Consider the following 21,775-nt stretch of genomic DNA (forward strand, 5'->3'; position numbering starts at 1 on the left):
CGCGGCGCGTCTGGTCTATTGTGCCTCACGGGTGCCGAGGGGTGCCCGCCGCCCGGAAAGACGACGTCACCCTCGCTTCACCCGCTGTCGCCAGAGCCCCGATGAAGTCCTTCCACGGTCCCCCAACGGGTGAGGGCCAGCACGGAGGATTCGTCATGGGAACCGGCAGCACCCTCCCCGTCACGCTTCATGAGTACAAGGTCCGCGCGTCCCTGCTCCTCAAGGACCTGGACTCGTCCGACACGGCCCGCGCCACGCGCGCCGCGGAACGGATGCGCGCCCTGCCCTTCTTCGCGGCCCTGCCCCTGGGCGAGGTGCTCGCGCGCCGGGACGCCGTGCAGCACAAGCACGGGCTCGCCGTCGTCGCGCGCGAAGCAGGGCACACCACCTGGACGGAGCTGAAGCAGGCCCTGGAGGGCGGTGCGCGGGCGCTGGACACGCGCGCCTTCTTCCAGAAGGGCCTGAGCCCGTTCCTCAACCGGTGGTTCTCCACCTACGAGGAGGCATCGCGTTCACTCGACGCGCAGGGCGGCTTCCTCTTCCCCTTCCGCGAGCAGTGCTTCATCTGCGGGGCCGACTTCCTCCAGGCGCTGGGCATCGACTCGCGGGACGTGGACTGGGAGCGCATGGGCCGCGACTGGGTGCGCCCGCGCGACCTTGCCGCGAAGGAGCGGCTGGAGGCGAAGCTCGTCTCGCTGGGCCTCGGAGGCAACCATGGCGTCCGGTGACGACTCGCGCGCGGCCCGCTCGGAACGCAAGCGCGCCTACAAGGAAGCGGAGGTGCCCATGGGCATCTACGCCATCCGCTGCCACGCCAACGGCAAGCTGTTCGTGGGCCACGCCCTCAACCTGACCGCGATGTTCAACCGCATCCGGTTCGAGTTCGCCCAGCGCATGCACCGCGTCCCCGAGCTGCAAGCGGACTGGGAGCGCCACGGCGAGGCAGCCTTCTCCTTTGAGGTGCTGGACAAGCTCCCACCTCGCGAGGAGCCCGGCGGCCCTCCGCCCGTGGAGGAGCTGAAGGTGCTGGAGGAGATGTGGCTGGAGCGCCTGAAGCCCTACGGCGACGCCGGCTACAACACGCCGCCCAGGACCTGACACGGTGGGTTCAACCGACCTCCGCGCCCAGGCGAATGGCGCTGTCCGGGAGCACCCCTGAGCACATCCAGCCTGCCGTGCCGGGTGCCCCGGCGCGGCGGGACGTGCGAGGATGGAGGCCCCCCATGAGCACCAGCGCCGCCCCCATCCTCGGCATCGACTTCGGGACCACCAACACCGCGGCGGCCTTCTTCGACAAGGCGAACAAGCTGCGCGTGGTGCCCATCGCGGACAAGAGCCTCACCCTGCCCTCCATCGCGTGGTTCCACGCGGGCGACAAGGCCATCGTCGGCCCCGCGGCGCGGCGGCAGATCATCGACGACCCGCGCCACACCATCTTCGGCGCCAAGCGCTTCCTGGGCCGCCGCTTCCAGTCCGAGTACGTGGCCCGCCACCGCAACCGCTTCGCCTTCGAGCTGGTGGAGGGCCCGGACGGCTACACCGCCGTGGAGGTGTACGGGAAGGTGACGCCGCTCATCGACGTGGCTCACTTCATCCTCAAGCACCTCAACACGCTGGCCACGCACGCGGCCGGGACCCCGTTCAAGGAGTGCGTACTCACCGTGCCCGCGCACGCCACCATCCGCCAGCGCGAGGCCATCCGCCGCGCCGCGGAGAAGGCGGGCCTGCGCGTGCGCGCCATCGTCAACGAGCCCACCGCCGCGGCGCTCTACTACGCCAACCTGCGCAACCCCGAGCAGACGGTGATGGTGTTCGACCTGGGCGGCGGCACCTTCGACGTCACCCTCATGTCCGTGCAGAACCGCGTGGTGAAGGTGCTGGCCACCGGCGGCGACGCGTTCCTGGGCGGCGCCAACTTCGACGAAGCCATCGTGGAAGCGCTGGTGGACGACTTCCAGAAGCAGCACGGCATCGACCTGCGCGGCAACAAGGTCGTGATGCAGCGCCTGGTGTTCGCCGCCGAGTCCGCGAAGATGGCGCTCTCCAGCGGCGCGTCCGTCCCCATCCGCATCCCCTGCATCACGCAGAAGGACGGCGCCTTCGTGGACTTCAACGTCACGCTCACCCGCGAGCGGATGGAGGCCATGGTGTTCCAGCTCATCGAGCGCACCGCCGCCGCGTGCGACGACGTGCTGGAGAAGGCGGGCCTGAAGCCGGACGCCATCGACGAGCTGGTGATGGTGGGCGGCCAGACGCGCATGCCCGCCATCCGCAAGCGCCTGGCCCACTTCAAGAAGCTGTCGTCGGACAAGGAAGTGCACCCGGAATTGGGCGTGGCCGTGGGCGCGGCCATCCTGGGGCGCAACCTGGCGCGCGGCATCAGCGGCCTGTCGGACGTGGTGCCCATGCCCATTGGCGCCATGGTGCCCGGCGGCGGCCAGCACGAGGTGCTCCCCGCCAACACGCCCGTGCCCGGCACTCGCTCCGTGGACCTGGAGCTGCCGCCCTGGCCCGGCCCCGTGCCGGTGGCCCTCTTCGAGGCGTTGGACCGGACCACCGTGGAGCGCGAGCTCCTGGGCACCGTGCGCATCGAACCGGACTGGCGCGTGGCCCACCCGGGCCCCACGACGCTGGAGCTGCGCATGGGGCCGGACTTCTCGCTCACCGCGAGCCTCGTCGCGAAGGATGGACAGCGGCAGCCGCTCACCATCAGCGACCCGAACGCGCCCCAACGGGCCTAGAAGGCGTCAGGCCTTGGCCCGGACACCACGGTGCCCTTGAGCTGCTCCAGGAGCTGGCGGCTTTCGTCCAGCGCCTCCTGGCAGTGGGCGACGAGCGGCTCCATCCCGTCCAGCACCCGGGCGTCCGCGCGCTGCTCGATGTCCCAGCACAGCGACTCCAGCATGGCCGCGCCGAAGTAGGCCGCGTTGGACTTGAGCGTGTGCGCGGCGCGCGCCAGGTTCTCCAGCTCGCCACGCGCGAGCGCCCCCCGCGCGTCCTCCATCAGCCGGGGCATGCTCTCCAAAGCGGTGTCCACGAGCTCCGGGAGCATCCGCTCCACCTGCCCGTCCAGGGACTGCCACAGCCGCTCCAACGCGCCCGACTCCAGGCCCCGGATGCGCGGGGCCCCCATGCGCGGGCCCACTGGTGCACGGGTGGAGGGGGCGGCCCCGGGCTCGCGCTGCAGGCGCTCCCAGGCGCGGCGCAGCGCGGAGATGAGCTCCTCCACGCGGATGGGCTTGCTGAGGAAGTCGTCCATGCCCGCGTCCAGGCACTCGCGGCGGTCCGACGTCATCGCGTTGGCCGTCATGGCGATGATCCACGGCTGTTCGCCTAGGGGCATGTCCCTGCGCAGCTGGCGCGTCGTCGCCAGGCCGTCCAGCTCCGGCATCTGCACGTCCATCAGCACGACGTCGTAGCGCTTGCGCGCCAGGAGGTTCAGCCCTTCACGGCCGTTGTTCGCGGTGTCCGCCGGGTAGCCCAACCGGTCCAGCACCAGCAACGCCAGCTTCTGGTTGGTGGGGTTGTCCTCCACCAGCAGGATGCGCAGCGGCATCTGCTCGCCAGGGCGCGAGTTGAACACGGAGCGCTCGCGCGTGGCGGGCGCGGGCGTGACGGGCATGGGCCGGGCGGAGATGAGGTCCTGGGCCAGGCACGTCATCAGCGCGTCATGCAGCTGCGACGCCTTCACCGGCCGGGGCAGCACCGCCGTGAAGAGGCCGGGCGGCTGCGCGTCGCGCTGATCAAACGAGGTGAGCAGCAGGAGGGGTAGCTCGCGCGCGTCGCGCTGCTGGCGGATGTGCGCCGCCAGCGTGGGCCCGTCCATCAGCGGCATGCGGTGGTCCAGGATGGCCAGGTCGAAGCGGGCCCCGGACTCCAGCTTGGCCAGCGCCTCCGCGCCGGAGCCCACCTCCACGATGGCCATCCCCCACGCGGCCAGCTGGCGGCCCAGCAGCTTGCGGTTGATGGCGTTGTCGTCCACCACCAGCACGCGCCGGCCGTGCAGCTTCAGCGCGTCCGGACGCAGGGCCTCCGCGCCGCGCGGGGCCTCGCGCGCCTGGAAGGTGAAGTGGAACGTGGCGCCCTTGCCCGGCACGCCCTCGCTCTCCATCCACAGCCGCCCGCCCATCGCCTCCACCAGCCGCTTGCTGATGGCCAGCCCCAGCCCCGTGCCGCCGTAGCGGCGCGACACGGATTCGTCCAACTGGTTGAAGGGCTGGAAGAGGCCCGCGCGCGCGGCCTCGGTGATGCCCAGGCCGGTGTCCTGCACCGAGAAGTGCAATTCGAAGAGGCCGCCCGGCGCGAGCGGCTGGCGCGGCGTGTCCACGGAGATGGACACCCCGCCGCGCTCGGTGAACTTCACCGCGTTACCCACCAGGTTGAGCAGCACCTGCCGCAGGCGCGCGCCGTCGCCCACCACGCTGACGGGCGTCTCGTCCGTGACGTGGTAGCCCAGGTCCAGGGACTTCTCGCTCGCGCGCATGGCGAGCAGGTCCAGCACGGACTCCACGCACTGGCGCAGGTTGAAGGGCTGCTGCTCCAGTTCGACCCGGCCGGCTTCGATCTTGGAGAAGTCCAGCATGTCGTTGAGCAGCCCCAACAGCGCGTCCCCGCTCTGGCGGATGGTGGACGCGAAGTCGCGCTGCTCGGGCGTGAGCGCCGTGTCCATCAGCAGCCCCGCCATGCCGATGATGGCGTTCATCGGCGTGCGGATTTCGTGGCTCACGGTGGCCAGGAACAGGCTCTTGGCCTGGTTGGCGTCCTCGGCGGACTGGCGCGCCCGCTGGAGGTCGGTGACGTCGTGGTAGATGGCGATGAAGCCCATGGACTGGCCCGCCACCGTCACCGGCATGGCGCGCAGCTCCACGTCCACCACCGTGCCGTCCTTGCGCACGCGCTTGGTGACGACGTGCACGCGGTCCTTGCTCAGCACCTCGCGCGACGTCTCCTCGGCCTGCGGACGGATGTCGTCCACGTTGGCCACGAGCTTGAGGATGTTGCGGCCCAGCGCCTCCTGCGGCGCGTACCCGAAGAGCCGCTCCGCGGCGGGGTTCCAGGACAGCACCTCGAAGGCGCGGCTGATGGTGACGATGGCCACCGGGCTGTGGCGCACCACCGCCTCGAAGAACTCCTTCTGCTGCCGGAGGATGGACTCGGCCGCCAGGGCCGCGTCCAGGCCCCGGAGCAGCAGCAGCCAGCCGCCGTCCTGCGGCACCGCCTGCACCCGCACGGAGCGCACCGGGCCCACCGGGAGCTCCGTTTCCAGGGCAGCGTCGCCCGGAGAAGAGACCTGGGGGGGCGTCCAACCCGGCAGCACGCCCTCCACGGACCGCCCCACCCACAGGTCGCGAGGGCCCAGCAGCGCCTCCGCGGCGCGGTTCACGGCCACGACCCGCAGGGTCGGGTCCAGGACGAGCACGCCGTCACGCGTGTGCTCGAACAAGGCCGGATACGCGCTGGGTGGCAGTTCGGGCAAACTTCCCCCTCCGTTCAAGAACTGTAGGTCAGTCGAGGCGCCAGTTCCATGTCATCCACGGAAAACCGTGGAGGTGGGCAGGCGCAGGCCTTTTCCCGGTGCTCCCGGGACGGCGATTCAGGGGGTTGGAAGGCCTGCCTGGCCATGCAGGGGGGCGGGATGTTTCGTTCTGTTTCCATGCAGCGGCGTGAGGTCACCCAGGGTGCTGGCGAGGACGCCCCGGGCGATGCGTGAGCGGGCCCATTGGCCGGGGGCCCAGGGGATCCATGCCACGGAGGAGGCCAGGGAGGACATTCCTGATGCAGGGTCCTCCAACGTCACACTTCGCGTGCGCACCTCATGCGCTGCGAGCGTGGGGCAGCCGGCGTCCGCCAGGTCGCGGTCGAGCGCGGCGGTGGCCTCATCCAGGGAGGGGGCCGCGAAGGACTCCAGCAGCCGCGCGTGGAAGGCGGTCTCCGTCAGGGCGATGCACCGGTTCGCCTCCGTCGCGCAGCCGCGGGCCTTCCGGGCCACGTCCGGCGGCGCGGCGAGTCCCGCGAACGGGGGAGCCGCTTGGAGCAGGGCGTTCATCCGGGCCGTCTGCTCGGCGGGCATGGGCGTCCAGTCCTCCGGGGGCGAAGGCATGGCGTCGTGCGCGAGCCGCTCGATGTCGAGCAGGTTGACGGCCAGCGAGCCGCCCACGAGCGAGTCCGTGCGCAGGCTCAGCCACGCCAGGTGGCGCACCTGCTGCGCGGCCTCCACCGGGTGGCCGGTCCTCAGGCCGTGGAGCATGCGGAACTTCGCCCAGCGCTGGAGGAGGAAGAGGTCGGGGACCTCACCGGCGGCCCAGTTGAAGCGGCCCTCGGCGCTCAGGGGGCTGCCGTTGAACAGGTCCCACCGGTCATAGGCCAGCAGCCGGACCATCCAGTCGAAGTCCAGGCGGGACACGTCGACCTTCGCGGTGAGCCACCGGCCCTGCTTCAGGTCCAGGGCCTCTTCGCGAAGCGACTCCGGAAGGACGAGCGGCGAGCCTTCCGGCGGGGCCCGCTTCAGGTCGCGCGACCAGGGCAGCCAGGCGTTGAGCAACAACCCCGCGTCCCCTTCCGTCCGGCCTTCGTGGAACCAGGGGTCGGCGCCCAGCATGGCCTCTTCGGCGCAGTAGGCGTCCACGTTCGCGGCCAGCGCTTCGCGGTGCAGACGCAGCGGGGTTTCGAACCTCCCCTGGAACCACGCCTCCACTGCCAGCAGGCCGGCACCGGCCAGTACGGCGAGCCCCGTCAGGGAAGCCACGGCGATGCGCCGGCGCCTGCCTGGCGCGACCCTGTCGGAGGACGTCATGGCGCGAATCCTAGAGGGCTTTTTCCGGAGCACCCAGGAAGTGTCCCGGGCCGCCGCGCCACTGTTTCAGGGCAGACGGCCAGCCAGCCCCCTGCCTCACTGGCCGTGACTGGAACCGCCAGCCCGGAATCAATGGTGGGCCCTGGGCAGTGCGGTGTTCGGGCGACCTAGCTTTCCTTTGACCACGCGGAAGAGAGAGCCGTGCCCGACGCGACGACCCCGCCCTTGATCCTCCTCATCGACGACGAGCCGGAGCTGGAAGTGATGGCCCGGTACCTCGAATTCGAAGGCTATTCCGTGCTGACGGCGACCAATGGTGAGGAGGGATTACTGGCGCTGGCGTCCTGCCGAAAGCCCTGCATCGTCCTGCTGGATTTGATGATGCCGGTGATGGACGGACACAGCTTCCTCCGCCGGATGAACGACGACGCGACGCTGTGTGGGCTGCCCGTCTTCGTGCTGACCGCCAGCTTCCAGACGGAGCACATGGCCGGCGTCGTCGGGACCTTGCAGAAGCCCCTGCACATGGAGCTGTTCAAGGAGGCGGTGGCGCCCTACTGGGCGCCCACGGGAGAATAGAAGGCGCGGCTCAGGCCGCGATGCGGGCCACGCACTCCGGGCTGTCGTTGGCGGGGGAGTTCACCCCGCGCGCCACTTCGTAGACGTCCAGCGGCGCTTCCGTCGCGGGGACGAGCAGCGGCAGCAGGACGGAAGCCTCCTGAGGCTCCGGGCGCAGCCACACGGCCTGACCTTCCGGCGACAGGATGACGGGCATCCGGTCGTGGATGGGCGCCATCAGCGCGTTGGGGCTCGTGGTGATGATGGTGCAGGTGCGCAGCACCTCGCCCGTGTCCGGCGCCGTCCACTCCTCCCACAGGCCCGCCAGCGCCAGCGGCTTCCCGTCGCGGTGGTGGAAGAAGTACGGCGTCTTGGGCTTCGTGGATTGCTTCCACTCGTACCAGCCGTCCACCACCACCAGGCACCGCCTGCGCTTCAACGCCGAGCGGAAGCTGGGCTTCTCCGCCACCGTCTCACCGCGCGCGTTGATGAGCTTGTTGCCGATGGACGCGTCCTTCGCCCAGGACGGGATGAGCCCCCAGCGGAACACGTCCAGCAGCCGGGCGCCGTCGTTGGGCACCACGGGCAACAGCTGCGTGGGACAGAGGTTGAAACGCTCGCGCTCCAGCGTCGCGCGCGCGCCCGCGAGCTCCAGCTCGGCGACGAGCTGCGCGGGGGAGGTCCGGACGGTGACTCGGCCACACATGGGGATGAAGCGTAGCGCCCGGCGGCCGGCGCCGCACGTTCCGGACGCCCGAGGGCCTACGTGGGCAGCTGGATGCCAGACAGGCGCTGGTAGAGCTCCACCGCGCGGCTGTCCGACAGGCCGGTGATGTAGTCCGTCACGCACAAGAGCCGCTGGTACGGCGTGAGCCGCTGGATGGCCTCGTCCCTGCGGAGCGGCTTCTGCGCCGCTTCATCCGCCGCCGCGAACTCCGGGCGCTGGAAGCACTCCATGGGCAAGAGCTGCCGCAGCTTCTTCTCCTCCGCGTTGGGGGACTCCGCCACCACCGACAGGGCGAACATGTCCAGCAGGCCGCCCAGCGTCTTGAAGCCCGCGCTCTCAATCTGGAGCACGCGCTCGCTCCAGTAGCCATGCTCGCGGGTGAAGTCGGTGATCTCCTCCAGCTGCGCGCGCACGTCGGGCTTGAGCGCGGTGAGCGACGTCTCCGTCCGCCCCGCCTCCAGGTCCTGCGCGTGCTCCACGAAGGCGTCCACGCACTTGGGGATGAGCTTCCCGATGGCCCGGGCCCGCGCCTGCGCCATCCGCGTCTCCAGGTGCCGGGGCGGTTTGCGGACCGTGGGCTCCGGCAGCACCGACTCCAAGAGCTGGCACGCGCGCTCCATGGACACGAGCCCCAGCTTCGCGGAGTCCTCCAGGTCGATGACCGCGTAGCAGATGTCGTCCGCCGCCTCGACGAGGAAGGCCAGCGGGTGGCGGCTGAACACGCCGGGCTCGCGCTCGCGCAGGCCCGTGGCGCGGTACGCCTCCAGCGCCAGGTCGACGTCGTCCTGGAAGTAACCGAACTTCTTCTCCGACACGACGCCCTTCGTCTTCTGCCGCGAGCCGGGCAGCACCGACGGACGCGGGTACTTGCTCATGGCCCCCAGCGTCGCGGCGGTGTAGCGAAGCCCGCCCCGGCGCTCGCGCGACTGGAGCCGGTTGAGGATGCGGAAGCCCTGCGCATTGCCCTCGAAGTCGCACAGGTCCCGCCACTCGGCCTCCGTCGCGAACGGGCTCTTCGTCCCCTCCCCTGGCCGCGCGAGCCGCTGGCCCACCCAGTGCTGGATGGCCGCCTCTCCGGAGTGGCCGAACGGCGGGTTGCCGATGTCGTGCGCCAGGCACGCCGCCGCCACGATGGTGCCCAGGTGCGATGGATCCAACTCCACGCCCTGCAGCTTCAATCGCAGCCCGGCCTGATGGCCCAGCGAGCGGCCCACGCAGGACGCCTCGATGCTGTGCGTGAGGCGCGTGCGCGTGTAGTCGCTCGTCGACAGCGGGAACACCTGCGTCTTGTCGTGCAGGCAGCGGAACTCGCTGGAGAAGACGATGCGGTCGTAGTCCCGCGAGTAGTCGTTGCGCTCGTCGAGCTGCCGGTGCGCATCCTCCGCCTGCGAGGAGCGAGGTCCCGACCCGACGCGGGTGTCCGACAGGAGCCGCCGCCAGCGCTCCGTCCGTTCCTGATTGTCACTGCTGCTCACGAGGAAGAGACCTCCCGGTGCGAGGAGAGCCCCGCCATCGTGCTCCCCCGCACCGGAGGCGCAAGTTCCCGCGCCATCCAGAGCGCGACGCCAGGGGGACCGGGCCCCAACTCCCGGTCCCCCGCGCGCCCTACTGGAACACCCGCCAGCGGGACGGCTTGGGGGGTTCCGCGGGCAGCACGACGGGCACCTCCCAGGTGATGTGATACTCGGTGTCCAGAAGGCCCAGCTTGCGCCCCTGCACCCGCGGATTCCGAGTCCCCACCATGGCGAGCACCTCGCGCAGCACCCCCTCGTGATACGCCGGCGGCATGAAGTCACGCCGCATGACGAACAGCGCGTCCCCCTCTCCCTTCCAGTCGACGGTGCGCTCCCCGTAGCTCACCGCCATCTGGTAGCCGGACGGCAGGTTCGTCACGAGCTTGCGAGGGTCACCCGCGGCGAGGAGCAGGAACGTGCGCCCCACCGCGGACTCCAGGAAGCTTCGCGTGGCCTGCATCCCCATCTGCCGCAGCGCTTCGTCGACCCCGCCCCACCGGGGTGACAACTGCCGCGCCGCCACCTGCGCCAGCTTGAGGAAGGTGGCCACCGGGTAGTTGAAGAAACCCACGAAGCGGCGCTCGTCGGTGACCGCCCGGCAGGCGGCCACCGCCTCCTCACCCACGCCGGTGCGCACCGTCTCCAGTACCCCCAGGAAGAACATCCCCCGGGCGGTGTCCAGCTCCGTCGCCGCCATGCGCCGCACTGCCCAGTCCGCATCCACCGCACCCGCCTCCGGGTACGGCTTCGCCTGTGCCTGCATGCCTGCCTCCGTTATCGCGTGAGCCCACGCCCCACGTGCGAATCGCCAACGTGCTGCTGCTCTCTTCCGGGATGCGCCGCGGCAGCCGGCGCGTACGCCTCAGGGAAGAGACGCTTCAGGGAGGAGGACGGTGAAGCGCGAGCCATGGCCGAAGTCGCTCTCCGCCTGGATGCGCGCGCCATGTCCCTGCACCAGCCGCTTCACGATGGCGAGCCCCAGCCCGGTGCCGCGCAGCTTGGTGGTGAACATGGGCTCGAAGATGCGCTCCAGGAGCGACGCGGGGATGCCCGGCCCGTCGTCCGTCACGCGCAGGCTCCAGCCGCCATCCCCCAATGCATCGGCGTGCACGCAGACCGTCCCGGAGCGCTCCGCCGGAATGGACTCCACCGCGTTCTGGATGAGGTTGACCAGCACCTGGCGGAACTGTTCGCGGTCCAGGCACGGCACCGGCAGCCCATCCGGGACCTGGATGTGCACGCGCACGCCCTCGCGGCGCGGCACCACGCTGATGGCCTCTTCCACCAATGGCTTGAGCGGACAGGGCGTGCGGCGCGGAGGCCGGCCCTTCGCGTAGTCCAGCAGGTCGGAGATGATGACCGAGCACGCCTGCAGCTCCCGGTCGATGATGTCCAGGAAGCGCGCGATGCGCGGATCCGTGGGGGAGGTCTCCACCCTGCGCAGCCGGCGCTGGACGAACGCATGCGCGGTGCGCGCGGCCGCCAGCGGGTTGCGCAGTTCGTGGCTGACGCTGGCGGTGAGCTGCCCCAGCGACGCCAACCGCTCCATCTGCTCCACGTGGCCGCGGACGGCGTGCACCTCGCGCACGGCGGCGTCCAGCTGCCCCACGCGCAGCGCCAGCTCCTCCTCGATGGTGGCCTCCGCCAGGGCCTGACGCCCGGCCCGCTCTCCCAGCTCGCGCAGCGCGTCCCGGCAGGCGACAACCAGCACCACGTCGATGGCGGCCACCCAGAACGCATGCTCCAGGAAGCGCCACCACTCCGGGTGCAGCTGTCCGTAGACGGACTCCGGCCACAGCGCGCCCCGCATGCAGTGGTCCACGACGATGGCCAGGCTGGCGGTGAGCAGCACCTTCGGGTCGCGGTAGAACGACAGCACCGCCAGCGAGCCGAAGATGTGGAAGTGCGTCTCGATGCGGCCCCCCGTCAGGTGGATGAGCAGCGCGGACCAGAGCATCTGACTGACGGCCACCACGTGGCGCGTCGCCGTCTCCCCCGCGTGCAGCCGCGTGAGCATCACCGGGAACACGCTCAGCGCCGCGCCCAGCAGCACCGCCGTCTGCACGTGCAGGTGCAGCGCGCGCACCTTGCCCTCCCACCCATGGGGAGACACGAACACCGCCACCACCACCGCCGCCGCCCACTGCCCCAACATCAGCCAGGTGAACAGGCCATCCACCCGCTTGCGCGACTCACGCAACTGCAACGCCAGCAGCGCCGCGGCCCGGTCCTCCAGGCCTGGAGAGACATTCACCGGAACATGAATGGAAAAGGCTGACATGAACGAAGTCATCTCTTCACCTGACCGGGCTGGTGGCGAAAACGGATAATCATGTAAAATACGAACTACACGGAACTCTCCAGGCCAGCCATGCTGCCTGGGGGCACGTGAAGTGCCGGTGCCTGAACACTGTCGGCTCCAATACCGACGGAGAGGGACAGCGCCGGGGTGGCGCCAGCCCGTGCATTCGCAGCCAACAATGACAAGCGGGGCATTCCCGCGTCCACCGGACACGCCGAAATCAGGACCGGAGTACAAGGCCCGCGCTCACGTCTGACCAATGGTGCCCGCCCCCAGGTCCCAAGGGGGCACAGGGGGCATCCGCGTACACGCCCCGCGGGGGGTGTCAGGAGATGGCGGCGTGGGCGCGCGAGGGTGTTTCGAGCGTGGCGTCCGTGTCGCCCCGGGGCAGCTCCCGGGCGGCGGGGATGAAGGTCATGGCGCGCTCGGCGAGCGCGGCGATGGTGAGTGAGGGATTCACGCCTGGGTTGGCGGAGATGGCCGCGCCATCCACCACGTACAGCCCTTCATAGCCATACAAGCGGTGGCGTGCGTCGATGGCGCCTGTCGTTGGCGAGTCCCCCATGCACGCGCCGCCCAGGATGTGCGCGGTGGTCGGGATGCCCATGAGCGTTTCGCTGACCATGGTCATGGGGTAGCCATCCAGCTTGTCGGACACGCGCTTCGCCAGGTCGAAGGCCTCCGGCATGTTCGCGGTGGGCGCGGGGCCTTCCTGCAGGCCGGTGGTGAGGCCGGAGCGGAAGCCGGTGGTGAGCGCGCGGCCGCGGCGCATGCGCAGGTGACCCTCCATGGTGCGCATGTACAGGAGGATCATCGTGCGGCGCGCGAAGTCCGGGACGAAGAAGGCCTGGAGGAAGCGCACGGGCCGGCGCGCGAGCAGCCCCACCAGCCGGGCCACGCGCGACCACGCGGTGGCGCCGGGGACGTGGGGGGCCATGAGCAGGCGGAAGAAACCGGAGCCCGCCGGGTAGCGCACGGGCTCCAGGTGCGAGTGCTCGTCGGTGTGCAGGATGGACCCGATGGCGATGCCCCGGGACAGGTCGCGGTCCTTCTGCTTCTTGCCGCTGATGACGCCGATGAGCGCCTCGGAGTTGGTGCGCACGCCGTCGCCCACGCGCTCGGAGAGTTGGGGCAGGCCGTCTGGCGCGTCCTTGAGCTTGAGCAGCAGGTCCAGGGTGCCCAGCACGCCACCCGCGAAGATGACGTGCTTCGCGGTGAAGCGGCGCGTCTTCTTGAAGAAGCCGGTGCCCTGCTTCGCCGTCACCTCGTAACCGTCGCCGCCGGGCAGGGGGCGCACCCACGTCACCTCCGTGTCCGCATGGAGGGTGAGGCCCTTCTTCTCCGCGAAGTAGAGGTAGTTCTTGTCGAGCGTGTTCTTGGCGTTGTTGCGGCAGCCCAGCATGCAGCCGCCGCACGCGTTGCAGCCGGTGCGATCCGGGCCCTCGCCGCCGAAATACGGGTCCTTCACGGTGACGCCGGGCTCGCCGAAGTAGACGGCCACGGTGGTGGACTGGAAGTCGGGGCGGCCCAGGTCCTCGCCCACTTCACGCAGGACCTGGTCGGGGAACGTGTTGAGCGGGTTGACGGTGGCGCCCAGCATGCGGCGCGCGGTCACATAGTGCGGCGCGAGCTCCTCCTTCCACGGCGCCAGGTGGCCCCAGGAGGCGGCGTCGAAGAAGTCGTCCCGCGGGATGGGCAACGTGTTGGCGTAGACGAGCGAGCCGCCGCCCACGCCGACGCCGGACAGCACGGTGACGTGGCGGAAGAAGGTCATCTTGAAGAGGCCGCGCCACCCGAGCCGCGGCATCCACAGCCAGCGCTTCAGGTTCCAGTTGGACTTGGGGAAGTCCTGGCCCTGGAGGCGCCGGCCCTTCTCCAGCATCACCACGCGATAGCCCTTCTCGACGAGCCGCAACGCGCTGACGCTGCCGCCAAACCCCGAGCCGATGATGAGCCAGTCGCAGTCCATGACGTCCTCTCCGTCTCCCGGAGCGTGTGGGCTTCCCGCCTCCAGGAGGTCCGCACTCTATGCCACGAGCGCGAGCCGGCCGGGCGGGACCTGTCGCACGCCTCCGGAATGAACGGAGGGCCCCGGGACGTGGGCTAGCGCTTCGTGGCCTGCTTCCTCGCCCGGCGTGCGGCGGGCGTGTTGGCGACGAACTGGCGGCCCGCCCGGGAGCCGGTGCGCTTGCGTCGCTCGGTGGCCTTCTTCTGGGCCGGGCTCAGGTGGGCCCAGGCCTCCTTGGGCAGGTAGCGCGCGGTGGTGCGGCCGTGGCGGGCGCGGGTGCCGCCGTCCTGGGTGCCCCACTTCTCCTTCGTCCAGGACGACAGGTGGCGCTGCGAGGTGCCGCGAGCCCCCTGGTAGCCGCCGCCGGCCCTCTTGTATTCAGCGGCGAGGAGCTGGGCCTTGCGCGCGCTCCATTCGCCGGCGCGGCCGCCCTTGTCGCTCTTCATGATGCGTTTCTTGAGGCGCTCGCGCAGCGCGGGGTCCGTATACCGGCCGCTGGCGCTGGCGGACGCGTGGCTCTTGCGCGCGGCGCGTTTCGCGGGCGTGGCGGCGGCGTGCTTGCGCCGGGGGGCGGCGTGGGTCTTCCGACGGCTGGCCATGAAGGCTCCTTTGCTTGTGACAAAGGTACGGATGCCGCGCGGGGAATGGCCTTTTCGCCCCGCTGCCTGCTCGCCACCAGAGTCAGGCGGGTGTGGCGCCGGGTTCGGTGGGACGGAAGAGAGAGCACGCGCGCACGGGCTGGGGCGCGTACTTCTGGGGCAGGAGCGGACACATGATGAAGGTGGAGGTCCGGGTCTGGACGTAGCGGGGCGGCGCGGCGCAGCGGTGGCAGAGGCTGTCCGGGAACGGCAGCGGATCAGGTGGCGGCGTCATGGCAGTGCACAGCATCGCACGAGCCCGGGAGGAAAGGCGGGTGCGGGCCGCGCGCGCTCCCTAGATTGCGAGGCATGCACGTCACTGACGCCCACGTCGAACCCCACCGGCTGCGCCTGTCCGGCCGGCATGCCGTCCTGGAGGTGTCGTGTCCGCTGCCCGGAGTGCTGCGGTTGAGGCACGCGCCGGTGTCGTCGGAGATCGGCTTCCTCCATCCCGAACTGCCCGGCAAGCGGTCCTGGTCCGTCATCGCCGAAGGGGGCCACCCCCTGAAGGTCGAGCGCGACGGCGAGCGCACGCGGGTGACGGCGGAGGGCGTGTCCCTGGAGGTGGATACGGAGTCGGGGACGTGGCGCTTCCAGGACGCGAAGGGGCGGGAGCTTGCGCGTTGCGTGGATGTGTCCGGTGAGGTGCAGGCCGCGTATCCGATGAGCCGGCACCGCGCGCGGCTGAAGCTGCGGGCGCCGGAGGGGGAGCGCTACCTGGGGTTCGGCGAGAAGGTGGGGCCGCTGGACAAGCGCGGCATGCACTTCACGTTCTGGAACACGGACGTGGTGCCGCACCACCCGGACACGGATCCGCTCTACCAGTCCATCCCGTTCTTCGTGGGCCTGCGCGACGGCGTGGCGTGGGGGTTCTTCCTGGACGAGTCCTGGCGCTCGGAGGTGGACGTGGCGCTGGCGGACGCGTCGCGGGTGGCGTGGGAGTCGTGGGGGCCGGAGCTGGACTGCTACCTCTTCGCGGGACCCATGCCCGCGGACGTGGTGCGAAGGTACGCGGCGCTGACGGGGCGGCCTCCCCTGCCCCCGCTGTGGAGCCTGGGCGCGCAGCAGAGCCGCTGGGGCTACGAGAACGCGCAAGACATCCGGGGCGTCATCCAGGGCTACCGGCAGCGGAACCTGCCGCTGGACTGCGTGTATCTCGATATCGATTACATGGATGGGTACAAGGTCTGGACCTGGGACAGCGCGCGCTATCCAGACCCGGCCGGACTGGTGCGCGAGGCGGCGGCGCAGGGCGTGCGGCTGGTGCCCATCATCGACCCGGCCTTGAAGCTGGAGCCGGGCTGGAACGTGTACGAGGACGCGAAGGCACGCGACTACCTGGTGCGCTACGACCGTGGCGGAGTGCTGGTGGGCGAGGTGTGGCCCAAGCCCGCGGTGTTCCCGGACCTGACGCGGCCTCAGGTGCAGCGCTGGTGGGGAGGCCTGCATCGCGACTTCGTGGCGATGGGCGTGGCGGGGTTCTGGAACGACATGAACGAGCCGTCGTGTTTAGGGGTGCAGCCGGACGTGGGCATCCTCACGCTGACGAGTGAGCGCGCGGAAGGCATTGATCAGGTGGAGGGCAAGACGCTGCCGTATGACGCGCGTCACGGGGAGAAGCGGCACCTGGAGGTGCACAACGTCTACGCGCTGGGCATGGCGAAGGGCGCGTTCGAGGGCTTGCGCGAGCTGCGTCCAGAGGCCCGGCCGTTCCTGCTGACGCGGGCGGGGTTCGCGGGCATCCAGCGCTACTCGGCGGTGTGGACAGGGGACAACTCCAGCCACTGGACGCAGTTGGAGACGTCACTGCCCATGTTGATGGGATTGGGACTGGCAGCGGTGGCGCTGACGGGGGTGGACATCCCGGGCTTCATCGGCCGGGCGAACGGTGAGCTGCTGGTGCGGTGGATGCAGACGGGCACGTTCTACCCGCTGATGCGCAACCACGCGGGCAAGGGAACGTCGCCGCAGGAGCCGTGGCGGTTCGGAGAGCCCTACCTGACGCTGGCGCGAGCGGCGCTGGAGCGGCGGTACCGGCTCCTGCCCACGCTGTACACGCTGATGCACGAAGCGTCGGAGACGGGGATCGCGCCGCTGAGGCCGCTGTTGATGGAGGCACCCGGGGACGCGGAGGCTGCGGGCGCGTTTGATCAGTTCCTGTTCGGAAGGGACCTGCTGGTGGCGCCGGTGGTGCGGCCTGGGCAGACGAAGCGACTGGCGTACCTGCCGGCGGGGACATGGCTGGAGTGGCCGGGACTGGAGTGGACAGGGGAGGTGCGCGAGGGAGGGCAGCACGTCATCGCGGACGGGCCGCTGGACACGGTGCCGGTGTGGCTGCGCGCGGGAGGCGCGGTGGCGCTGACACGGCCCGCGATGCACACCACGGACGCGAACTGGAAGCACCTGGAGTGGCACGTGCACGCGGCGCCGGAGATCCACGGCCGGCTCTACGAGGACGCGGGAGACGGCTACGGTGCGTCACGGCTCACGGCGCTGCGCGGCGGTGTGACGGATGGAATGCTGCGATTGGAGCGGAGCGAGGCGGGAACGCTCGCGCGGGCACGGACGGAGGAGACGATCCGGGTGTATGGATTGACGTCCGTGCGAAAGGTGACGGGAGCGCAGGCACACCGTTTCGAGGACGGCGTGCTGGAGCTCCAGGTCGCCGCGGATTGGACGCGACTGGACGTGGCTCCGTAAATCAGAGGACGGGGAGCTCCTTGAACACGACGCCTTCGAATCCGAAGCGGTTCACGGCGTCCACGAAGCGCTCCGTGGCGATGATGATGGTCGTGTAGTCGCTGAGGCGGAACAGGTCCAGGTCGCCGGTCAGAGTGCGCCCATCGAGAATGGGGGCGTCGGGATAACTGCCTCCTTGCCGCCCGCACCGTTCGCAGGGGCGTTCCCGCCCGCCCGGGAAGCAGCTGTCGTGCAGTCGGCCTCGGCAATGGATCTCGACCTCCCGCAGCTCCACCTCGACCTTGCTCCGAAAGCGCAGGTCCATCTTGCTCGCGCGAAGGGCGATGCCTGCCTCACGCAGCAGGTCCACGATCTCGCTCCGCATCACCAGGGTCCAAGGGTCATACAGATCGAGCGCACTCCACTTGCCGGAGGCCTTGCCGATGAGAGGCCCGAACTCGGCCCCTGGCAGCAATGGCGCCTCGAAGGGCACCTGAAGCCGGACGAGATCACGCAGTCGCTCGTACTCCTCGAGCGGAACCTGCCGTGCTTCCGCGAGCTCTCCCCTATGGGCCCAGCCCGAGAGATCCACGGAGGGATATGCCTCTCCCAGTCCACCAGGGCTGGACCCACACACAGGACACAACCCTCCCGGCAATCCCCATCGGTGCGCGCCATCGATGAATCCGGTGAAGCGCGCCCCTTTCGCAGCATTCACTTCAAAGAACCTCACGGATCCTCCGGCGACTAGCGAAGCTAATAGTAGGAAACAATGGGTCCCATGATGTTGAAGTCAACGATCATCCGAGCCAGTTGGTCCTGGATCTCCTTCGGAGTCGCATTCGTGTTCTTACGAGCGAAGTCACGCCACGTCTGATTCCAGGGACCACCCCGCCCTCCCGGCCCATGGATTCGTACGTGCTCCGCACGGGGAATGACCATCGTGAAGTCATGCACGTTGATTCTTCCCCTCCGCCAGAAGAACTCCGCGAGGCGTTCCTCTTGAGGGTAGAGATGATGCTTGACCCATCCCGAGCCGGAAGGCCTCCTGCCATCCGGTGGCGGAGGAGGCGCGGGATGGTTGTACCAACGGATGACGAAGATGGCTTCGCGGTCCCCTGGAAGCGGCTGGGCACTGCCCCAATTGCGCCGGGGACCTGAACCAGGTGCCGCTGACGACACGGGAGGCCGGATGCCTCCCCGTGCCAGCAACACACCGGTGTCTTCACAGTGATACAGCCCGCAGAGGTCGTCAGCACAGACCAGCGCCACACACCGGTCGTGCCCCTCGCAGGCGTCATCCTCCGCCGCGCCCCAGTCCTCCAGCGCCGGCAAGGGCGCGGACGCGCAACCTGTCAGCAACACGCACAAACCCACCGCGAAGAGCCTCGTCATCATGCGGCTCACCACAGCGGCGCCATGTTCTCCACGTACTTGAAGCCCGTGCCCGTGTTGAACACGACCACCGTCTCCTCCGGCTTCACGTCCCCGGCGGCCTGAAGCTTCTTGAGCGCCGCCACGCACGCGCCACCCTCCGGCGCCATGAACAGCCCTTCCGCCGCGGCGGCGTCCTTCGTGCCCTGGACGATCTCCTCCTCCGTCACCGACACCGCCGTGCCGTGGCTGTCCTTCACCGCGCGCAGGATGAGAAAGTCCCCCAGCGCCTTGGGCACCCGCAGGCCGTGCGCGTGCGTCGTCGCGCCCTGCCACATGGGCGCGTCCGGCTTGCCTTCCGCGTGCGCCTTCACGATGGGCGCGCAACCTTCCGCCTGCACCGCCACCATCCGGGGCCGCTTCGAATCAATCAGCCCCATCGCCTCCATCTCCTCGAAGGCCTTCCACATCCCGATGAGCCCCGTGCCTCCACCCGTCGGATAGAGGATGACGTCCGGCAGCGTCCACCCCAGCTGCTCCGCCAGCTCGTAGCCCATCGTCTTCTTGCCCTCGACCCGGTAGGGCTCCTTCAGCGTGGCGCACTCGTACCAGCCGTGCTCCTTCGCCAGCCCCGCGCACACCCGGCCCGCGTCGGAGATGAGTCCGTCCACCGTCTCCACGTGCGCGCCGTAGGCCCGCGTCTCCATCAGGAACAGCGACGCGATGTCCTTCGGCACGAAGACGTGCGCCTCCAGCCCGCCGCGCGCCGCGTACGCAGCCAGCGCGCTGCCCGCGTTCCCCGCGGAGGGCAGACACACCGCCTTCGCGCCCAGCGCCTTCGCCATGGACACCGCGGCGGACAGGCCCCGCGCCTTGAAGGAGCCCGTCGGGTTGCCGCTCTCGTCCTTCACCAGGACGTGCTTCAACCCCAGCCGTGAGCCCAACCGGGGCGTGGGGAGCAGCGGCGTGAAGCCCTCCCCCAACGTCAGGCGCTGCGCCGGGTCATCCACCGGCAGCACCTCGTGGTAGCGCCACATGGAGCGCTCACGTCCGGGCAGCGCTTCCTTGCGCAACGTCTTCGCCGCGCGCTCCAGGTCGTAGCGCGCGAACAGCGGCGCCTGACACGCCGTGCACAGGTTCCACACCTTGCCCGGCGCGAACGTCTGGTCGCACTTCGTGCATTCAAGTCGGAGGACGGACATGCCTCCGACTCTACTCAGTCCTTCAACTCCAGCCACACCGGCGCGTGGTCCGACGGCTGCTGCCCCTTGCGCTCCTCGCGGTCCACGTCACACGCCGTGAGCCGGGGCACCAGCGGCGCCGTGAGGAACAGGTGGTCGATTCGCACGCCCTTGTTCTTGGGGAACATCAGCATCCGGTAGTCCCACCAGGAGAACTTCTGCACGTCCGGGTAGAGCTTGCGGAACGCGTCCGTCAGGCCAAAGGCACACACCTGCTGGAGCGCGTCCCGCTCGCGCAACGTGAAGAGCGTCTGCCCTTCCCACTGCGCCACGTCGTACACGTCGATGGGGTCCGGCGCGATGTTCCAGTCCCCGCCCATCACCACCAGGTCGTCCGGCTTGTGGCGCGTGTCCAGGTAGTTCCGCAGCCGCCGGTACCACTCCAGCTTGTAGACGTACGCGGGCGAGTCCACCTGCTGCCCGTTGGGCGCGTACGCGCTCACCACGCGGATGCCGTTCACCGTCGCGCTGATGAAGCGCGCGTGCGTGTCATCCACCCCGTCCGACAGGCCCCGGATGACGTCCGTGGGCTCCGTCTTCGCCAGGATGGCCACGCCGTTGTACGTCTTCTGCCCGTGCACCGCGGCGAAGTAGCCCGCCTCCTTCACCACGTCGAAGGGGAAGTCCGCGTCGGTGCACTTGAGCTCCTGCAGGCACAGCACGTCTGGTTGGGCGCTCTTCAGCCAGTTGACCAACCGCTGCTGCCGAGCCCTCACCGAGTTCACGTTCCAGGTCGCGATTCGCATGCGGCGCGGACCGTCGCACGCGGCCCACGCCCCTGCCACGCTTTTCCCCTCGCGCCTGTGGCCCCAGGGACACACCCGCCGGCCTCCCGAGGGGAACTCCGTTGGCACACCGGTCGCAATAGGGGATTGCCATGAACCCGAAGACGCGCACCCGGCCCCGTCGCACCGCCTCCTCCCGGCGCTTCACCGTGCCGCCCGCGCTTCGCAAGGCCCTCATCCCCGCCGCGCTCGCCGCCCTGGGGCTCGCCGCCTGGGAGGACGTCCCCCTGCCCCGCCTGCTCAAGCCCTGGCTCTCCCACGCCATGGAGGCCCGCGCTGGACAGGCCCCTGTCGCGGCTCCCACCCTTCCCCTGGAGGCCCCGGGCCACGAGCTCTCGATGGCCGCCCCGCGCCTCGTGGACGAGGCCGCCCCCGTGGAGCCCTCCACCGACGCCGCCGTCCCCGGTGACGCCCTGGCGCTGCCGCACACGCACGCCCGCCGGGTGGACCACGTAGCCCGCGCCCTGGGCCTGCGCGACCTGGGGGACCTGTCCGGCGCCGTGACGGAGCTGCGCCGCGCGCTGCACGACGACCCGGGCGCCACGGACGCCCTGGCGCAGCTGGCGCGCACGGCCCGGGTGGCCGGGGACACGACGCTCGCCATCGACGCGTACGCCCGGCTGGGTCAGGCGGAGCCTCATGACGCGGGGGCGCTGGTGCAGCAGGCGCGGCTGCTGGTGTCGGAGGGCCGATTCCCGGACGCCGTCCGCGTGGGCGAAGAGGCGCTCCTGCGCGACCCGGAGGACGCGGAGGTGTACCAGGTGCTCGGCCGCGCGCACCTGGGCGCCCATGAGCTCACCTCCGCCATCCTGCGCTTCCAGCAGGCGGTGCACCTGGATCCCGAGCACGGCCACGCGCTCAACAACCTGGGCTTCGCCTACCTGCGCGCCAACGACAACGCTCGCGCCGTGGAGGTCCTCACCCAGGCCGCCAGCCTCCTGCCGCACGTGGCCTACGTGCAGAACAACCTGGGCGTCGCCTGCGAGCGCCTGGGCCGGCTGGAGGAGGCCCGCGCCGCCTACGCCGCCGCCACCCGGCTGTCACCCCGCTACGTGCAGGCCCGCGTCAACGCGGAGCGGGTGGGCCGCGTGGCCCGGGCCGACCTGGCGGGTCCAGCTCTGCCGGAGCCGCTCCCGCCCGTCGCGCCGTAGGGCGG

The 21,775-nt window shown here is 70.2% G+C and carries 19 protein-coding genes; 6 read left to right on the plus strand and 13 right to left on the minus strand.

Annotated elements, in window-relative coordinates; genetic code table 11:
- Positions 1–155: 155 nt before the first annotated feature.
- The 3 genes from D7Y15_RS45170 to D7Y15_RS05385 all read left to right on the plus strand — a co-directional run bounded on the left by D7Y15_RS45170 (position 156) and on the right by D7Y15_RS05385 (position 2,741).
- On the plus strand, positions 156–728 hold the full coding sequence (locus D7Y15_RS45170) for a hypothetical protein (protein ID WP_172808733.1): 573 nt from the start codon (positions 156–158) through the stop codon (positions 726–728).
- Entirely contained in the window at positions 715–1,098 is a 384-nt protein-coding gene (locus D7Y15_RS45175) for a GIY-YIG nuclease family protein (RefSeq protein WP_126935224.1), read from the plus strand. The genes D7Y15_RS45170 and D7Y15_RS45175 overlap by 14 nt, the downstream gene beginning before the upstream one ends.
- A 125-nt stretch (positions 1,099–1,223) precedes the next feature.
- A complete protein-coding gene (locus D7Y15_RS05385) occupies positions 1,224–2,741 on the plus strand; it encodes an Hsp70 family protein (RefSeq protein ID WP_120578852.1) in 1,518 nt (505 codons plus the stop codon).
- Here the strand turns inward: D7Y15_RS05385 and D7Y15_RS05390 are convergent.
- Together D7Y15_RS05390 and D7Y15_RS05395 are read right to left on the minus strand one after the other, a co-directional pair.
- Positions 2,738–5,476: a response regulator gene (locus D7Y15_RS05390; protein WP_121751889.1), complete on the minus strand. Its 2,739-nt coding sequence runs from the start codon at positions 5,474–5,476 to the stop codon at positions 2,738–2,740. The two genes, D7Y15_RS05385 and D7Y15_RS05390, sit on opposite strands and share 4 nt — an antisense overlap.
- Before the next feature lie 117 nt (positions 5,477–5,593).
- Positions 5,594–6,793 carry a hypothetical protein gene (locus tag D7Y15_RS05395; protein WP_121751890.1) on the minus strand — a complete coding sequence of 400 codons (1,200 nt, stop codon included), beginning with the start codon at positions 6,791–6,793 and terminating at the stop codon, positions 5,594–5,596.
- A gap of 201 nt (positions 6,794–6,994) precedes the next feature.
- Here D7Y15_RS05395 and D7Y15_RS05400 point away from each other — a divergent pair, with 201 nt between their 5' ends.
- On the plus strand, positions 6,995–7,372 hold the full coding sequence (locus D7Y15_RS05400) for a two-component system response regulator (RefSeq protein ID WP_233597215.1): 378 nt from the start codon (positions 6,995–6,997) through the stop codon (positions 7,370–7,372).
- A gap of 10 nt (positions 7,373–7,382) precedes the next feature.
- Here D7Y15_RS05400 and D7Y15_RS05405 read toward each other — a convergent pair whose 3' ends face one another.
- The 7 genes from D7Y15_RS05405 to D7Y15_RS05435 all read right to left on the minus strand — a co-directional run bounded on the left by D7Y15_RS05405 (position 7,383) and on the right by D7Y15_RS05435 (position 14,775).
- Positions 7,383–8,057 (minus strand): SOS response-associated peptidase, encoded by a 675-nt coding sequence (locus D7Y15_RS05405; protein ID WP_120578849.1) that lies wholly within the window; start codon positions 8,055–8,057, stop codon positions 7,383–7,385.
- A 56-nt stretch (positions 8,058–8,113) separates the two neighbouring features.
- Positions 8,114–9,553 (minus strand): dGTP triphosphohydrolase, encoded by a 1,440-nt coding sequence (gene dgt, locus D7Y15_RS05410; RefSeq protein ID WP_121751891.1) that lies wholly within the window; start codon positions 9,551–9,553, stop codon positions 8,114–8,116.
- Positions 9,554–9,683: 130 nt separating this feature from the next.
- Positions 9,684–10,355 (minus strand): DUF2378 family protein, encoded by a 672-nt coding sequence (locus tag D7Y15_RS05415; protein ID WP_121751892.1) that lies wholly within the window; start codon positions 10,353–10,355, stop codon positions 9,684–9,686.
- 99 nt (positions 10,356–10,454) lie between these two features.
- On the minus strand, positions 10,455–11,873 hold the full coding sequence (locus tag D7Y15_RS05420; RefSeq protein ID WP_121751903.1) for a sensor histidine kinase: 1,419 nt from the start codon (positions 11,871–11,873) through the stop codon (positions 10,455–10,457).
- 346 nt (positions 11,874–12,219) lie between these two features.
- A complete protein-coding gene (locus D7Y15_RS05425; RefSeq protein WP_121751893.1) occupies positions 12,220–13,863 on the minus strand; it encodes a GMC oxidoreductase in 1,644 nt (547 codons plus the stop codon).
- A 134-nt stretch (positions 13,864–13,997) separates the two neighbouring features.
- On the minus strand, positions 13,998–14,501 hold the full coding sequence (locus tag D7Y15_RS05430) for a hypothetical protein (RefSeq protein WP_120578845.1): 504 nt from the start codon (positions 14,499–14,501) through the stop codon (positions 13,998–14,000).
- 82 nt (positions 14,502–14,583) lie between these two features.
- Positions 14,584–14,775, minus strand: a complete 192-nt coding sequence (locus D7Y15_RS05435; protein ID WP_121751894.1) for a hypothetical protein — start codon at positions 14,773–14,775, stop codon at positions 14,584–14,586.
- Positions 14,776–14,849: 74 nt separating this feature from the next.
- Between D7Y15_RS05435 and D7Y15_RS05440 the strand changes: the two genes are divergently transcribed.
- Positions 14,850–17,240, plus strand: coding sequence for a glycoside hydrolase family 31 protein (locus tag D7Y15_RS05440; protein ID WP_121751904.1), 2,391 nt, complete (start codon positions 14,850–14,852; stop codon positions 17,238–17,240).
- A gap of 1 nt (position 17,241) precedes the next feature.
- Here the strand turns inward: D7Y15_RS05440 and D7Y15_RS05445 are convergent, their stop codons facing one another.
- From D7Y15_RS05445 to xth, 4 genes are read right to left on the minus strand one after another with little or no spacing between them, the layout of a single operon-like run.
- Positions 17,242–17,952: a double-CXXCG motif protein gene (locus D7Y15_RS05445; RefSeq protein WP_120578843.1), complete on the minus strand. Its 711-nt coding sequence runs from the start codon at positions 17,950–17,952 to the stop codon at positions 17,242–17,244.
- A 23-nt stretch (positions 17,953–17,975) separates the two neighbouring features.
- The gene (locus D7Y15_RS46730) at positions 17,976–18,617 is read right to left on the minus strand and encodes a TIGR02269 family lipoprotein (protein ID WP_121751895.1); all 642 of its coding nucleotides are present in this window, start codon (positions 18,615–18,617) and stop codon (positions 17,976–17,978) included.
- Positions 18,618–18,622: 5 nt separating this feature from the next.
- Positions 18,623–19,795 carry a threonine synthase gene (locus D7Y15_RS05455; RefSeq protein WP_120581592.1) on the minus strand — a complete coding sequence of 391 codons (1,173 nt, stop codon included), beginning with the start codon at positions 19,793–19,795 and terminating at the stop codon, positions 18,623–18,625.
- Positions 19,796–19,809: 14 nt separating this feature from the next.
- Positions 19,810–20,580: an exodeoxyribonuclease III gene (gene xth / locus D7Y15_RS05460; protein ID WP_120581591.1), complete on the minus strand. Its 771-nt coding sequence runs from the start codon at positions 20,578–20,580 to the stop codon at positions 19,810–19,812.
- Positions 20,581–20,711: 131 nt separating this feature from the next.
- Between xth and D7Y15_RS05465 the strand changes: the two genes are divergently transcribed.
- Positions 20,712–21,770, plus strand: a complete 1,059-nt coding sequence (locus D7Y15_RS05465; RefSeq protein ID WP_121751896.1) for a lipopolysaccharide assembly protein LapB — start codon at positions 20,712–20,714, stop codon at positions 21,768–21,770.
- Positions 21,771–21,775: the final 5 nt, after the last annotated feature.

It is taken from the genome of Corallococcus sp. AB030 (genome assembly GCF_003668965.1).
In the GTDB taxonomy this organism is placed as follows: domain Bacteria; phylum Myxococcota; class Myxococcia; order Myxococcales; family Myxococcaceae; genus Corallococcus; species Corallococcus exiguus.